Source organism: Massilia sp. BGA-UO-ETr-WB1, assembly GCF_059567845.1.
The window spans coordinates 1-13595 of sequence record NZ_JCAQOT010000026.1; the positions used below are offsets into that span (position 1 = coordinate 1).

Consider the following 13595-nt stretch of genomic DNA (forward strand, 5'->3'; position numbering starts at 1 on the left):
GGATTCCTTCCATGTCAAGGGTAGGTAAGGTTTTTCGCGTTGCATCGAATTAATCCACATCATCCACCGCTTGTGCGGGTCCCCGTCAATTCCTTTGAGTTTTAATCTTGCGACCGTACTCCCCAGGCGGTCTACTTCACGCGTTAGCTGCGTTACCAAGTCAATTAAGACCCGACAACTAGTAGACATCGTTTAGGGCGTGGACTACCAGGGTATCTAATCCTGTTTGCTCCCCACGCTTTCGTGCATGAGCGTCAATCTTGACCCAGGGGGCTGCCTTCGCCATCGGTGTTCCTCCACATCTCTACGCATTTCACTGCTACACGTGGAATTCTACCCCCCTCTGCCAGATTCTAGCCTTGCAGTCTCCATCGCCATTCCCAGGTTGAGCCCGGGGATTTCACGACAGACTTACAAAACCGCCTGCGCACGCTTTACGCCCAGTAATTCCGATTAACGCTTGCACCCTACGTATTACCGCGGCTGCTGGCACGTAGTTAGCCGGTGCTTATTCTTCAGGTACCGTCATTAGACATGGATATTAGCCACGCCCGTTTCTTCCCTGACAAAAGAGCTTTACAACCCGAAGGCCTTCTTCACTCACGCGGCATTGCTGGATCAGGCTTGCGCCCATTGTCCAAAATTCCCCACTGCTGCCTCCCGTAGGAGTCTGGACCGTGTCTCAGTTCCAGTGTGGCTGGTCGTCCTCTCAGACCAGCTACTGATCGATGCCTTGGTAGGCCTTTACCCTACCAACTAGCTAATCAGATATCGGCCGCTCCAGGAGCACAAGGCCTTGCGGTCCCCTGCTTTCATCCATAGATCGTATGCGGTATTAGCGTAACTTTCGCTACGTTATCCCCCACTCTTGGGTACGTTCCGATATATTACTCACCCGTTCGCCACTCGTCAGCGGAGCAAGCTCCCTGTTACCGTTCGACTTGCATGTGTAAAGCATGCCGCCAGCGTTCAATCTGAGCCAGGATCAAACTCTTCAGTTCAATCTCTGTTTAAAGTCATTGCTGACTTGGTCGCTCTTCAAAATAACTGACGATTCCTCTTTCGAGGTCACGTTTGTTTTTCGTTGAGCGTTTAAATAATTTGAGTTTCGCAGCTTGCGCTGCGGGCCTCATCATCAAACGCCCACACTTATCGATTGTAAATTTTTAAAGAATTCTGCGTTGTTGCTGAAGCGTTTTGTTCAGCAGCAGAGAGGCGAGATTATGCGATGTTTCGTGCAGCTCGTCAACCCCTTCTTTTCCGTTCAGAAGCGCACTGCGCTTCTTCACTCCTACGCTGCAAGCAGTGCTCGGCAGCGCGGGGACAGAACTATAACCGAGACCCTGCATTTCCGCAAGCCCACGCCGTCCACTCCCCGATTTGTGCAGACTGTCGCAAGGCCGTGGCGGATCCGGGCCACTTTGCGTACAGTTGCACCATCCGAGAAATTGAAGGCACTACATGTTTCCGCAACCCAAAGTCCAAGACACGCTGAAGACCATCCTCGCCTGGCTGCACAAAGGCTTCGACGCGACCGCTACCTGGGTCACCCAATTGTCTTGGTGGAAGTTCTTCCTGTTTGCGGCATTGGCCCTGATCGCCGGCTCCATCCTGCAGGACGAACTGTTCTCCTCGCGCCCGGACGAGGAATACGTGACCAAGGAGCGCAAGCGCTCCCGTCCCGGCGGCGACACCAATATCCTGATCGACGACAGCGGCATCCACTTCAACCCGCGCGGCAGCAAAATCCGCAAGGAAGCGCCGCCGTCCGGCAGCGAAGAAGGCAGCGAGGCCGGCGCCCCAGCCCTGCCCGAGCCGCCCGAACATGCCGAAGCGCCCGCGCCCGCCGCGCTACCCGAGCCTCCTGCAGCCCCTGCCGCACCGGCCGGCAAAGCCGAGGCCGCCGGCCGGGCTGGCCGCGCCGCCCGCGCCCCTGCTGCGCCGGCCTCCCCGGTGCTGCCCGGCGAGGAAGTCCACATCGAACTGCCGCCGCAGATCGGCGAAGAACTGTCCAACGCCATCGAAGAGGCAGTGGACGATGCCGCCGAGCAGAAAGTGTCGCGCTACCACAAGCAGGCATCCACCTGGTTCAAGAGTTTCGTCTCCCTGCTGGTGCTGGCCCTGTTCGCCACCAAGGCGCTGATGGGCGGCAAAAAGCGCGCCGAGGCGCAAACCCAGTCCGCCAACGCCGCCGCCGAGCGCGAATCCATGCAGCGCCAGCTGAGCGAAGCGAAGATGCAGATGATGCAGGCGCAGGTGGAGCCGCACTTCCTGTTCAATACGCTGGCCTCGGTGGAACACCTGATCGAGACCGATCCGCCGCGCGCCTCGGCCATGCAGCGCAGCCTGATCAAATACTTGCGCGCCGTGCTGCCGCAAATGCGCGACAGCAACCTGATCACCAACCTGGGCCGCGAAGCCGACATGGTGGCCGCCTACCTGGCCCTGCTGAAAATGCGCATGGAAGAGCGCCTGACCATCGACTTCGATGTGCCGGACGGTCTGCGCACCGCAGCCTTCCCGCCCATGATGCTGCAATCGATGGTGGAGAACGCCATCAAGCACGGCCTGGAAGGCAAGCCCGAAGGCGGCACCTTGCGGGTGCGGGCCGAAGTGGCGCACAACAAGCTGCGCGTAATCGTGGCGGACGACGGCCTGGGCTTCGGCGCCAAGCCCAGCGACGGCACCGGCCTGGGCCTGAGCAATATCCGCGAGCGCCTGAAACTGCTGCACGGCAGCCAGGGGGCGCTGAATATCGAGCCCAACCAGCCGAGCGGCGTCATCGCCACCATCGAAGTGCCCTACGCGCTGGCCGCCAAGTAATCGATTGCGCCAGCCGCCGATTCGTTGAATAATTAGCACTCACTTTTTAACACGCCTTCGACTATGCCAACTGCAATTCTTGCCGACGATGAAAGACTGATGCGCGACCAGTTGCGCCTGCGCCTGGGCCAGGTGTGGCCCGAGCTGGACATCATCGGCGAAGCGAAGAACGGCGAAGAAGCGATCGACCTGGTCGACCAGCTCAAGCCCGACTTCGCCTTCCTCGATATCCGCATGCCCGGCAAGAGCGGCATGGAAGCGGCCGCCGCCATCGGCAACAAGAGCAACGTGGTGTTCGTCACCGCCTACGACGTGCACGCGGTGGAAGCGTTCGAGCGCGGCGCCGTGGACTATGTGCTCAAGCCGGCCGAGCCGGAGCGCCTGCAGATCACGGTGGAGCGCCTGAAGCACCGCTTGAACGCGCCGGCCGGCGGTGCAGGCGGCGCGGACGTGAACGCCAGCGTGACGGCCATGCTGTCGCAGCTGGCCGAAAAGATCGCTGCGCCCAAGAAGACCTATCTGCAGTGGATCCAGGCCAGCATCGGCCAGGACCTGCGCATGATCCCGGTCGAGGAAATCCTGTTCTTCCGCTCCGACGAAAAATACACCTGCGTGCAGACCGCCAAGTACGAAGCGCTGATCCGCAAGCCGGTGCGCGACCTGGCCGAGGAGCTCGACCCGGACCTGTTCTGGCAGATCCACCGCGCCACGCTGGTCAATGTCAACGCCATTGAAGGCGTGACGCGCGACATCCGCGGCCGCCACCTGGTGCTGATCAAGGACCGTTCCGACAAGCTCGAGGTCTCGCGCAGCTTCCTGCACCTGTTCAAGCAAATGTAATCCGCGCCGCCCTGCGCCAGATCAATGCCCGGCGCGGCGGCTATCCTATTGTGTAACCTAAGGCCGGCTCCCCGGCCACGGGGATGCGCACATGGAAAAGCACGGCAAACCGCCGCGGCGGCGGCCCAAGCCCGCCAGCGAACGCTCGCGCCGCGACTGCCAGGCGCCCGGCCGGCGCGCCACCGACCGCGCCATTTCCTACGAACAGCTGCGCGACCTGTCCGCCGCCCTGCAAACCATCCGCGAAGAAGAACGCGCCCATATCGCGCGCGAGCTGCATGACGACCTGGGCCAGCTGCTGGCCACGCTGCGCGTGGACCTGAGCCTGCTGCAGCAGCAGCCCGCCGCCACGCCGCAGGCCACGCGCCAGATGCGCTCGATGGACAAGCTGCTGCAGCGCGCCATCACCTCCCTGCGCCGCATCGCCACCAACCTGCGGCCGCACGCGCTGGACGAAGGCGGCCTGTACTACGCGCTGCAAACGCTGCGCCAGGAATTCTCCCAGCGCCACGGCATCGCCTGCCAGCTGGACGCGCAGGAAAACGAGCTGATACTCGACGACCGCTACAGCACCGCCGCGTTCCGCATTGTGCAGGAATCGCTGACCAATATCTCGCGCCACGCGCACGCCAGCCAGGTGCGGATCTCGGTGCGCCGCCGCGACGGCCGGCTGCACCTGCAGATAGAGGACAACGGGCGCGGCATCTCGCCTGACGACCTGAACAAGGCGCACTCCTTCGGCCTGCTCGGCATGCGCGAGCGCGTGTGGGCGCTGGACGGCGAGATCGACATCCAGGGCGGCGGCAACGACGGCGGCAGCGGCGGCGGCACGCGCATCACGGTGGAACTGCCGCTGCCGCCCTGAACGAACCCTGAACGAAAAAAGGCGCCCCGCAGGGCGCCCTTCATCAAGCCTGGCTTGCCGCAGCTTAGAACTTGTGCGAGATGCCAACCTGGTAGGAGGTCAGCGATTTCACTTTTTCGCGGCCTGCGTAAGCGTACAGGTCGGTGCGCTTGGACAGGTGGTAGTCGTAGCCGATACCCATTTCCTTGACGGTCTCTTCGCCGCTGATGGCCTTGCCCGACTTCACGTAGTCGCGCTCCTGCTTGCCGTACACGGCCTTGAAGTCGCCGTTGCCGACGGTGTAGACGCCGCCGATCAGGAAGCTGTCGTATTCGCCGTTGGCGGCGTTGGTGACGACCTGGTCGGTGTCGCCCTTGGTGTAGCCGGCGGTCAGCTTGAAGGCGCCGAATTTGTAGGCGCCGCCGATGCTCCACAGCGTGGGCTTGATCGGCGAATTGGCGACGCTTTGCGCTGCGCGCTGGTAGCCGGCGTGCACGCTGATCGGGCCGTTGTCGTAGGTGACGAGGCCGCTGAAGCCGCTGTCGGCGTCCTTGACTTCGCTCAGCACGGCTTGCGCGCTGAACACCAGGCCGTTATAGCTCGGGGTCTGGTAGGTGACCGCGTTCGACACGCGGGACTGGCCCACGCCGCCGCGCATCATCGGCTCGTTGACTTTACCGATCACGCCGTCGGCGCCGAACGGTTCGATGCGGCCGATGGCGCCGTCGATGATGTCCTTGGTGCGGCCCATATAGACGGTACCGAAGGCGCCCTTCAAGCCTACCCAAGCCTGGCGGTCGAACAGATTGCCCTTCTGGGCGCCGGTGTCGGCCAGGATCTCGTTTTCCAGGTTGAAGATGGCCGACAGACCGCCGCCCAGATCTTCGGTGCCGCGGAAGCCGAGGCGCGAAGCGTGGTTTTCACGCTCGATAACCGACTGGCCGGAAGTCTTTGCCAGGCCCAGATCGACAACACCGTAGACCGTGACATTCGATTGCGCTTGCGCTGCGGATACGAAGCCGCCGATGAGCAGTGCTGCCAGAGTAAGTTTTTTCACTTGATGATCCATGTTGTTTGTTGAGGAAAGCGTCGCTTGAAAACTTGACGGGACGAATCTTGCCTAACAAATGCTTCAACAATATGACATCAACAAGCTGTTGCATTTCCACAACGAATCGTGCTTTTCCAGATAGCAAAATGGGGCCAGGGTTAATTACACGGAACGTATACAAACCGTGTAATTAACCCTGACCCCATTTGTCTTTTCGGAAAGGGATTTACTTCAGGCGGCAGGTGGCGAGCCAGTAGTGTTCCAGGCGCTCGACGCGCACTTCCTTGGCGGCGCCGGACAGGCGCTTGCGCAGCCAGCTGTCGGACGGGTAGCTCTGCGCTACTTCGTAGCGCTCGCCCTTGGTGTCGGTGAGGATGTGGAAGCTGTTGCCGTCCAGGTCGGTACGCGCGATGGGCTCGCTGTAGCCTTCCACGTAGTTGTTGTCGAGCAGGACCAGCAGCACGTCCTTGCCCAGCTTCAACCGCAGATGGGCCAGGTATTTGTCCTGGCTGGAACGCGGCACCTGCGACCACAGCCCGGCCGCGAAGCAGGCCGTGTATTCGCCGGGGACGATGTCGGCCGGCAGGTTGAAGGCGTCGCCCTCGGTGAACTGCACGAAGTCTTCGTCCAGGCCGCGCTCGGCGGCGGCGGCCAGCATTTGCGGGCTGTTGTCGATGGCGCGCACCGAATCGGCCACGTCGGCGATGACTTCGGTCCAGTAGCCGCTGCCGCAGGCCAGTTCCAGCACCTTGTGGCCGTTCAGCAGTTCGGACAGCGCCTCGTGCAGCGCTTCCAGGTCTTCTTCCACTTCGGGACGTTCGTATTGCAGGTCGTAGGTGGCGGCGACGGCCGCGTAATATTCTTGTTGGGTCTTCATAATTACAACTCGTAAGTGTCTTTTTCACCGTTCATGGCTTGCTCGATCAACTTGCGGTTGAGCGTGGGGGCCAACAGTTCGATGAAGGTGTAAATGTAGCTGCGCAGGTAGGCGCCCTGCTTGACCGCCACCCGCGACACGTTCATGCCGAACAGGTGGCCGGCCGGGATGGCGCGCAGGCTGCGGTCGCGCTCGGGATCGAAGGCCATGCCGGCGATCACGCCCACGCCCATGCCCAGCTCGACGTAGGTCTTGATGACGTCCGCGTCGATCGCTTCCAGCAGCACGTCCGGCTTCAGGCCGCGGAGCGAGAACGCGTGGTCGATCTTGCTGCGGCCGGCGAAGGCGCCATCATAGGTGATGAGCGGGAATGCGGCAATCTCCTCCAGCGTCAGCGTCTTCGATTTAAGCAGCGGGTGGTCGGGCGGCACCACCACCACGTGCTCCCATTGGTAGCACGGCAAGGTGATCAGGTTGTCAACCCCGGCGATGGATTCGGTGGCGATCGCCAGGTCGGCCTGGTCGCGCTGCACCATCTCGGCGATCTGGCGCGGGTTGCCTTGCAATAAAGACAAGCGCACCTTGGGGAACTTCAGCATGAAGGCCTGCACCACCTTCGGCAGCGTGTAGCGCGCCTGGGTGTGGGTGGTGGCGATGGTGAAGCTGCCGCTGTCCTGCGCCGCGTATTCCTTGCCGATGCGCTTCAGGCTGTCGATCTCCTGCATGATCAGTTCCACCGACGACAGCACCAGCCGCCCCGGCTCGGTCAGCCCGCGGATGCGCTTGCCGTGCCGCGTGAAAATGTCAACGCCCAGCTCTTCCTCCAGCTCGATAATGGCCTTGGATACCCCCGGCTGGGACGTAAACAGGGCCTTGGCGGCGTCTGTCAGGTTGTAGTTCTGGCGTACTGCTTCACGGACAAAGCGCAGTTGATGAAGATTCATTGTTCTCTCGTTGGGGCTGCTCTAGCTCTATTTTACGCTCATGCTTATACCCAATACGTATATAAGCAAATAAAGACTAAGTCGTTTGGAATAAAGATGAAGTTTATTACCATTGTCGCTAGTTTGGGATACTTTGAAAGAGCCAGCCCCGCCGGCAAGCGATTTTTTTAGGAATGACATGTATCAATACGATCAATACGACCACCTCATCGTCCGCGAACGCATCGCGCAATACCGCGACCAGGTGCGCCGCCGCCTGGCCGATGAGCTGACGGAAGCCGAGTTCCTGCCCCTGCGCCTGCAGAATGGCCTGTACTACCAGCGCCATGCCTACATGCTGCGCATCGCTGTGCCCTACGGCCTGCTGGCATCGAAGCAGATGCGCATGTTCGCGCACATCGCGCGCAAGTACGACCGCGGCTACGGCCACTTCACCACGCGCCAGAACATCCAGTTCAACTGGATCGAGCTGGAACAGACCCCGGACATCCTGTCCGACCTGGCTTCGGTGGAGATGCACGCCATCCAGACCTCGGGCAACTGCATCCGCAACACCACCACCGACGAATTCGCCGGCGTGGCGGCCGATGAGATCATCGATCCGCGCCCGTACTGCGAAATCCTGCGCCAGTGGTCGACCTTCCACCCCGAGTTCATCGCGCTGCCGCGCAAATTCAAGGTGGCCGTCAACGGCGCCGTGGAAGACCGCGCCGCCATCGCCGTGCACGACATCGGCCTGACCGTGGTCTACAACGAGAACAGGGAAATCGGCTTCAAGGTGATGGTCGGCGGCGGCATGGGCCGCACTCCCATCCTGGGCACGGTGATCCGCGAGTTCCTGCCGCGCGAACACCTGCTGACCTATATCGAAGCGGTGATGCGCGTGTACAACCAGTACGGCCGCCGCGACAACAAGTACAAGGCCCGCATCAAGATCCTGCTGAAGGCCATCGGCGCGGAGGAGTTCACGCGCCAGGTGGAAGCGGAGTGGGCTGACCTGAAGGGCAACGCCGAAACGCTGACCCAGGAAGAGATCGACCGCGTGGTGGCCTACTTCGAGCCGCACCCGTACAAGGCGCTGGCGGCGATCGACCCGCTGGCCGCGCATGCCGACAACAAGGCCTTCGCCAACTGGCTCAAGCGCAACGTCAAGGCGCACAAGCAGCCCGGCTACGCGGCCGTGGTGCTGTCGCTGAAGAAGACCGGCGTGCCGCCGGGCGACGCCACCGCCGAGCAGATGGACTTCATGGCCGACCTGTCGGACCGCTACAGCTTCGGCGAACTGCGCGTGACGCACGAGCAGAACATCGTGCTGGCGGACGTGGAGCAGAGCCAGTTGTTCGCGCTGTGGCAGGAAGTGAAGGCGCATGGCCTGGCCACGCCCAACATCGGCCTGCTGACCGACATGATCTGCTGCCCGGGCGGCGACTTCTGCTCGCTGGCCAACGCCAAGTCGCTGCCGATCGCCGCCGCCATCGCGGAGCGCTTCGACAACCTGGACTTCCAGCACGACATCGGCGACATCGAACTGAATATCTCGGGCTGCATCAACGCCTGCGGCCACCACCACGTGGGCAACATCGGCGTGCTGGGCGTGGACAAGGACGGCAGCGAATGGTATCAGGTGTCGATCGGCGGCGCGCAGGGCAATGATTCGGCCATCGGCAAGATCATCGGCCCGTCGTTCTCCGCGCTGCAGATGCCGGAAGTGATCGGCCGCCTGCTGGAAGTGTATGTGCGCGAGCGCCACGAAGCGGAGCGCTTCGTGGACACCGTGCAGCGCCTCGGCGTCGCGCCGTTCAAGGAATATGTATACGCCACGCCGATTGCCGATGCGGGCCGCCTGGTTGGAGAAGATGAATATGTCTGAACAAAAATTGATCATCAAGGGCCGTGAAGTCGTCGGCGACGACTGGACCGTGCTGCGCGCCGCCGAAGGCGAAGACGCCGCGGCGCTGGCTGTCCCGGCCGGCAAAACCATCGTGCCGCTGGCCACCTGGCAGGCGCAGTCCGCCGCGCTGGCGGCGCGCCGCGCGGCCGGCGAGATCGGCGTGTGGTTCGGTCCGGACGAGCGTCCCGAAACGCTGAAGGGCGAGCTGGACGCCTTCGCCGTGGTGGCGGTGGACTTCCCCAAATTCACCGACGGCCGCGGCTATTCCCTCGCCTACAACCTGCGCACCCGCCTGGCCTACGCCGGCGAATTGCGCGCCATCGGCGACGTGCTGCGCGACCAGCTGTTCTCGATGCAGCGCGTGGGCTTCAACGCCTACGACGTGCGCGCCGACCGCAACATCCACGACGCCCTGAAAGGCCTGTCCGATTTCTCGGAGACCTACCAGGCGTCGGTGGACCAGAAGGTACCGCTGTTCCGCCGCCATACCCGCGCCACGCCCGCCGCCAACGTCGCCGCCACCGGCGACGCCGGCTACGGCATCTGAAGCGCGGGAGCCAGCCATGAGCGAGCTGAATACCCTGATCCAGTCCACGCAGCAGACCCTGGAACGCATCGTGCGCGACTTCACGCCGGCGGTGTTCGCGTCCAGCCTGGCCGCCGAAGACATGGTGCTGACCGATCTGATCCTGAAGGCCAAGCTGCCGATCACCATCTTCTCGCTGGAGACCGGCCGCCTGCACGCGGAAACGCTGGCCATGCTGGACAAGGTGAAAGAGACCTACGGCTACCAGATCGCGCTGTACCGCCCGCAGCCGGAAGCGGTGGCGGCCTACGTGGCGCAGAACGGCCTGAACGCCTTCTACGACAGCGTGGAGATGCGCAAGGAATGCTGCCGCATCCGCAAGGTGGAGCCGCTGGGCCGCGCCCTGGCCGGCAACCGGGCCTGGATCACCGGCCAGCGCCGCGCGCAGTCGGCCACCCGCACCTCGCTGATGATTGAAGAGGACGATCCGGCCCACTTCATGACCAAGTTCAATCCGCTGGCAGACTGGTCGGAGCAGGACGTGTGGAACTACCTGCGCGAAAACCAGGTGCCTTACAATGCATTGCATGACAAGGGCTACCCGTCGATCGGCTGCGAACCCTGCACCCGCGCCATCGAGCCGGGCGAGGATGTGCGCGCCGGCCGCTGGTGGTGGGAGAATCCGGAATCGAAGGAATGCGGCCTGCACGTGGTAGACGGCAAGCTGATACGCATCAAATCCGTGGCGGCGTAATCAAGCGCCAGTCACCAACACAAGAATAGGCAAGCACCATGAACACTGTAGTTGACCGTTACGCCTCCACCATAGGCTTGAGCGACGTGAACGCCCGCCACCTGGACGCGCTGGAATCGGAAGCGATCCACATCCTGCGCGAAGTGGCCGCAGAATGCAGCAACCCCGCCCTGCTGTTCTCGGGCGGTAAGGATTCCGTGGTGCTGCTGCGCCTGGCCGAGAAGGCCTTCCGCCCCGGTAAATTCCCGTTCCCGCTGGTGCACATCGACACCGGCCACAACTTCCAGGAAGTGATCACCTTCCGCGACCAGCGCGTGGCCGAACTGGGCGAGCGCCTGATCGTGGGCTCGGTGGAGGACTCGATCAAGAAGGGCACCGTGCGCCTGCGCAATCCGCAAACCGATTCGCGCAATGCCGCGCAGGCGGTGACGCTGCTCGAGACCATCGCCGAACACAAGTTCGACGCCTGCATCGGCGGCGCCCGCCGCGACGAGGAAAAGGCCCGCGCCAAGGAGCGCATCTTCTCCTTCCGCGACGAATTCGGCCAGTGGGACCCGAAGGCGCAGCGTCCGGAGCTGTGGGACCTGTATAACACCCGCGTGCATCCGGGCGAGAACATGCGCGTGTTCCCGATCTCGAACTGGACCGAGCTGGATGTGTGGCAGTACATCGCCCGCGAAAAACTGGCGCTGCCGCCGATCTACTTCGCGCACGAGCGCCAGGTGATCCCGCGCAACGGCCTGCTGGTGCCGCTGACCGACCTGACCCCGGCGCGCGACGGCGAAGCCGTGGAAACGCAAGTGGTGCGCTTCCGCACCGTGGGCGACATCTCCTGCACCTGCCCGGTGTCGTCGGACGCGGAAACGGTGGAAGCGATCATCGCCGAAACGGCCGTCACCCAGATTACTGAACGGGGCGCCACCCGGATGGACGACCAGACCTCCGAAGCCTCCATGGAAAAACGCAAGAAAGCAGGTTACTTCTGATGAACGCACGCATTGAAAACACTGACAAGCAAGCCGGCCTGTTGCGCTTCATCACCGCAGGCTCCGTGGACGACGGCAAGAGCACGCTGATCGGCCGCCTGCTGTTCGACAGCAAGGGCATCTTCGCCGACCAGCTGGCCGCCGTGTCGCGCGCCAAGAACAAGCGCACCGTGGGCGACACCATCGACCTGTCGCTGCTGACGGACGGCCTGGAAGCCGAACGCGAACAGGGCATCACCATCGACGTGGCCTACCGCTACTTCGCCACGCCCAAGCGCAAGTTCATCATCGCCGACACCCCGGGCCACGAGCAGTACACCCGCAACATGGTCACCGGCGCCTCCACCGCCGACGCCGTCATCATCCTGATCGACGTGTCGAAAGTGAAGCTGCGCGAAGACGGCGGCGTGGATCTGCTGATCCAGACCAAGCGCCACTCCACCATCGCCCACCTGCTGCAGATCGAGCACGTGGTGGTGGCCGTGAACAAGATGGACCTGGTGAACTACGACCAGGCGATCTACGACCGCATCGTCAAGGCTTACCAGGAATTCGCGCAGTCGCTGGGCCTGAAGGACATCACGCCTATCCCGCTGTCGGCCCTGAGCGGCGACAACGTGGTGGACGCCGGCGAGAACATGCCGTGGTACCAGGGCCCGACCTTGATCGAGCTGCTGGAATCGCTGTCGGTGTACGACGAAGCGCACAACGCGCCGTTCCGCTTCCCGGTGCAGCTGGTGGCGCGCCACAATGGCCACGAAGCGAACGACTTCCGCGGCTACATGGGCCGCATCGAAGCCGGCAGCGTAAAGGTGGGCGACCAGCTGGTGGTGCAGCCTTCGGGCCAGGCCGCCACCGTCAAGGACATCCTGACGCTGGAAGGCTCGCACCAGTCGGCATCGGCCGGCCAGTCGGTGACCCTGCTGCTGAACGAGTACCTGGACGTTTCGCGCGGCGACCTGCTGGCCAGCAGCGAGCAGCCGGCCACCCTGCTGAAGAACCTGAACGCGGACGTGTGCTGGCTGTCGGAAGACGCGCTGGACCTGCGCCGCAAGTACTGGATCAAGCACGGCACCAAGCAGACCGCCGCCAAGATCACCAGGATCGAGTCGCTGCTGGACATCAACACCCAGGAACGCCGCGACGCGGACGCGCTCAAGCTGAACGACGTGGCGCGCATCGCGCTGACCGTGCAGCAGCCGCTGGCCGCCGACGACTATACCGACAGCCGCGCGACGGGCGCCTTCATCCTGATCGATGAAGTCACCCACCAGACCGTGGCCGCAGGCATGATCCGCCTGGCCTGATCGATGTCCGCGCTTGTCCCCAAATTCGGCAAGGTCTATCTCATCGGCGCCGGCCCCGGCGCGCAGGATCTGATCACCATGCGCGGCGCGCGCCTGCTGGCGCAAGCCGACGTGGTGCTGCACGACGCGCTGGTGACCGAGGAGATGCTGGAGCTGTGCCCGCAGGCCGAGAAGATCTCGGTCGGCAAGCGCTCGGGGCAGCGCTCCACCGCGCAGCACGCCATCAACGCGCAGCTGGTGGACAACGCCGGCCGCCACCAGCTGGTGGTGCGCCTGAAGGGCGGCGACCCGATGCTGTTCGGCCGCGCCGACGAGGAATTGCGCGCGCTGGAGGAAGCCGGCATCGAGGTCGAAGTCGTCCCCGGCATCACCACCGCCGTGGCGGCGGCGGCGGCCACCAAGCAGCCGCTCACCAAGCGCGGCGTGGCGCGCAGCGTGGCCTTCTTCACCTCCAGCACCGCGCCCGAGCACCCGGCCGACGTGGACATGCCGGACAGCGACACGCTGGTGCAGTACATGGGCGGGCGCGAAGCCATCATCACCGCGCAGCGCCTGCTGGACCAGGGCCGGCTGGGCGAGACGCCGGTGGTGGTCATCGAGAATGTCAGCCGACCCGACCAGCGCATCCTGCGCCTGACGCTGGACACACTGGCCCACGGCCTGGAGCCGTCGCACGGCCCGGTGCTGGTGATGCTGGGCCACGCCATGGCGCGCCGCCCGCACCAGGCCGCCGACTGAGCAACCGCACCGGT

12 protein-coding genes and 1 rRNA gene are annotated in these 13595 nt (G+C 63.3%); 9 read left to right on the forward strand and 4 right to left on the reverse strand.

The annotated features are described in order from the left end of the window. Nucleotides 1-1001: ribosomal RNA gene (locus tag AC56DV_RS22415) — 16S ribosomal RNA — on the reverse strand; the annotation flags it as partial. Between the two features lie 460 nt (nt 1002-1461). On the opposite strand from AC56DV_RS22415, the gene AC56DV_RS22420 reads away from it, so the two are divergent. The 3 genes from AC56DV_RS22420 to AC56DV_RS22430 all read left to right on the forward strand — a co-directional run bounded on the left by AC56DV_RS22420 (nt 1462) and on the right by AC56DV_RS22430 (nt 4528). Continuing rightward, nucleotides 1462-2823 carry a sensor histidine kinase gene (locus AC56DV_RS22420; RefSeq protein ID WP_496316442.1) on the forward strand — a complete coding sequence of 454 codons (1362 nt, stop codon included), beginning with the start codon at nt 1462-1464 and terminating at the stop codon, nt 2821-2823. A 63-nt stretch (nt 2824-2886) separates the two neighbouring features. Beyond that, nucleotides 2887-3663: a LytR/AlgR family response regulator transcription factor gene (locus AC56DV_RS22425; RefSeq protein ID WP_496316443.1), complete on the forward strand. Its 777-nt coding sequence runs from the start codon at nt 2887-2889 to the stop codon at nt 3661-3663. Nucleotides 3664-3754: 91 nt separating this feature from the next. Beyond that, a complete protein-coding gene (locus AC56DV_RS22430) occupies nt 3755-4528 on the forward strand; it encodes a sensor histidine kinase (RefSeq protein WP_496316444.1) in 774 nt (257 codons plus the stop codon). Nucleotides 4529-4592: 64 nt separating this feature from the next. Here the strand turns inward: AC56DV_RS22430 and AC56DV_RS22435 are convergent, their stop codons facing one another. The 3 genes from AC56DV_RS22435 to AC56DV_RS22445 form a co-directional block, all read right to left on the reverse strand. After that, entirely contained in the window at nt 4593-5564 is a 972-nt protein-coding gene (locus AC56DV_RS22435) for a porin (RefSeq protein WP_496316445.1), read from the reverse strand. A gap of 220 nt (nt 5565-5784) precedes the next feature. After that, complete coding sequence (locus AC56DV_RS22440) at nt 5785-6435, reverse strand: class I SAM-dependent methyltransferase (RefSeq protein WP_496316446.1); 651 nt, start codon at nt 6433-6435, stop codon at nt 5785-5787. Nucleotides 6436-6437: 2 nt separating this feature from the next. Continuing rightward, nucleotides 6438-7379, reverse strand: coding sequence for a CysB family HTH-type transcriptional regulator (locus AC56DV_RS22445; RefSeq protein ID WP_496316447.1), 942 nt, complete (start codon nt 7377-7379; stop codon nt 6438-6440). Between the two features lie 178 nt (nt 7380-7557). On the opposite strand from AC56DV_RS22445, the gene AC56DV_RS22450 reads away from it, so the two are divergent. Genes AC56DV_RS22450 through cobA form a run of 6 tightly spaced genes read left to right on the forward strand, consistent with a single transcriptional unit; the run spans nt 7558 to nt 13581 of the window. Next, nucleotides 7558-9249: a nitrite/sulfite reductase gene (locus tag AC56DV_RS22450; protein WP_496316448.1), complete on the forward strand. Its 1692-nt coding sequence runs from the start codon at nt 7558-7560 to the stop codon at nt 9247-9249. Further along, the gene (locus AC56DV_RS22455; RefSeq protein WP_496316449.1) at nt 9242-9817 is read left to right on the forward strand and encodes a DUF934 domain-containing protein; all 576 of its coding nucleotides are present in this window, start codon (nt 9242-9244) and stop codon (nt 9815-9817) included. Before AC56DV_RS22450 ends, AC56DV_RS22455 begins: the two co-directional genes overlap by 8 nt. A gap of 16 nt (nt 9818-9833) precedes the next feature. Continuing rightward, nucleotides 9834-10550, forward strand: coding sequence for a phosphoadenylyl-sulfate reductase (locus tag AC56DV_RS22460; RefSeq protein WP_496316450.1), 717 nt, complete (start codon nt 9834-9836; stop codon nt 10548-10550). A gap of 38 nt (nt 10551-10588) precedes the next feature. Next, nucleotides 10589-11536 (forward strand): sulfate adenylyltransferase subunit CysD, encoded by a 948-nt coding sequence (cysD, locus tag AC56DV_RS22465; RefSeq protein ID WP_496316451.1) that lies wholly within the window; start codon nt 10589-10591, stop codon nt 11534-11536. Continuing rightward, complete coding sequence (locus AC56DV_RS22470; protein WP_496316452.1) at nt 11536-12843, forward strand: sulfate adenylyltransferase subunit 1; 1308 nt, start codon at nt 11536-11538, stop codon at nt 12841-12843. Before cysD ends, AC56DV_RS22470 begins: the two co-directional genes overlap by 1 nt. 3 nt (nt 12844-12846) lie before the next feature. Continuing rightward, complete coding sequence (gene cobA / locus AC56DV_RS22475) at nt 12847-13581, forward strand: uroporphyrinogen-III C-methyltransferase (protein ID WP_496316453.1); 735 nt, start codon at nt 12847-12849, stop codon at nt 13579-13581. The last annotated feature ends 14 nt before the right edge of the window (nt 13582-13595 follow it).

Coding starts and splice junctions, on each gene's coding strand:
- AC56DV_RS22420 (WP_496316442.1), top strand. CDS start 1,462: ATGTTTCCGCAACCCAAAGTCCAAGACACGCTGAAGACCATCCTCGCC.
- AC56DV_RS22425 (WP_496316443.1), top strand. CDS start 2,887: ATGCCAACTGCAATTCTTGCCGACGATGAAAGACTGATGCGCGACCAG.
- AC56DV_RS22430 (WP_496316444.1), top strand. CDS start 3,755: ATGGAAAAGCACGGCAAACCGCCGCGGCGGCGGCCCAAGCCCGCCAGC.
- AC56DV_RS22440 (WP_496316446.1), bottom strand. CDS start 6,435: ATGAAGACCCAACAAGAATATTACGCGGCCGTCGCCGCCACCTACGAC.
- AC56DV_RS22445 (WP_496316447.1), bottom strand. CDS start 7,379: ATGAATCTTCATCAACTGCGCTTTGTCCGTGAAGCAGTACGCCAGAAC.
- AC56DV_RS22450 (WP_496316448.1), top strand. CDS start 7,558: ATGTATCAATACGATCAATACGACCACCTCATCGTCCGCGAACGCATC.
- AC56DV_RS22455 (WP_496316449.1), top strand. CDS start 9,242: ATGTCTGAACAAAAATTGATCATCAAGGGCCGTGAAGTCGTCGGCGAC.
- AC56DV_RS22460 (WP_496316450.1), top strand. CDS start 9,834: ATGAGCGAGCTGAATACCCTGATCCAGTCCACGCAGCAGACCCTGGAA.
- cysD (WP_496316451.1), top strand. CDS start 10,589: ATGAACACTGTAGTTGACCGTTACGCCTCCACCATAGGCTTGAGCGAC.
- AC56DV_RS22470 (WP_496316452.1), top strand. CDS start 11,536: ATGAACGCACGCATTGAAAACACTGACAAGCAAGCCGGCCTGTTGCGC.
- cobA (WP_496316453.1), top strand. CDS start 12,847: ATGTCCGCGCTTGTCCCCAAATTCGGCAAGGTCTATCTCATCGGCGCC.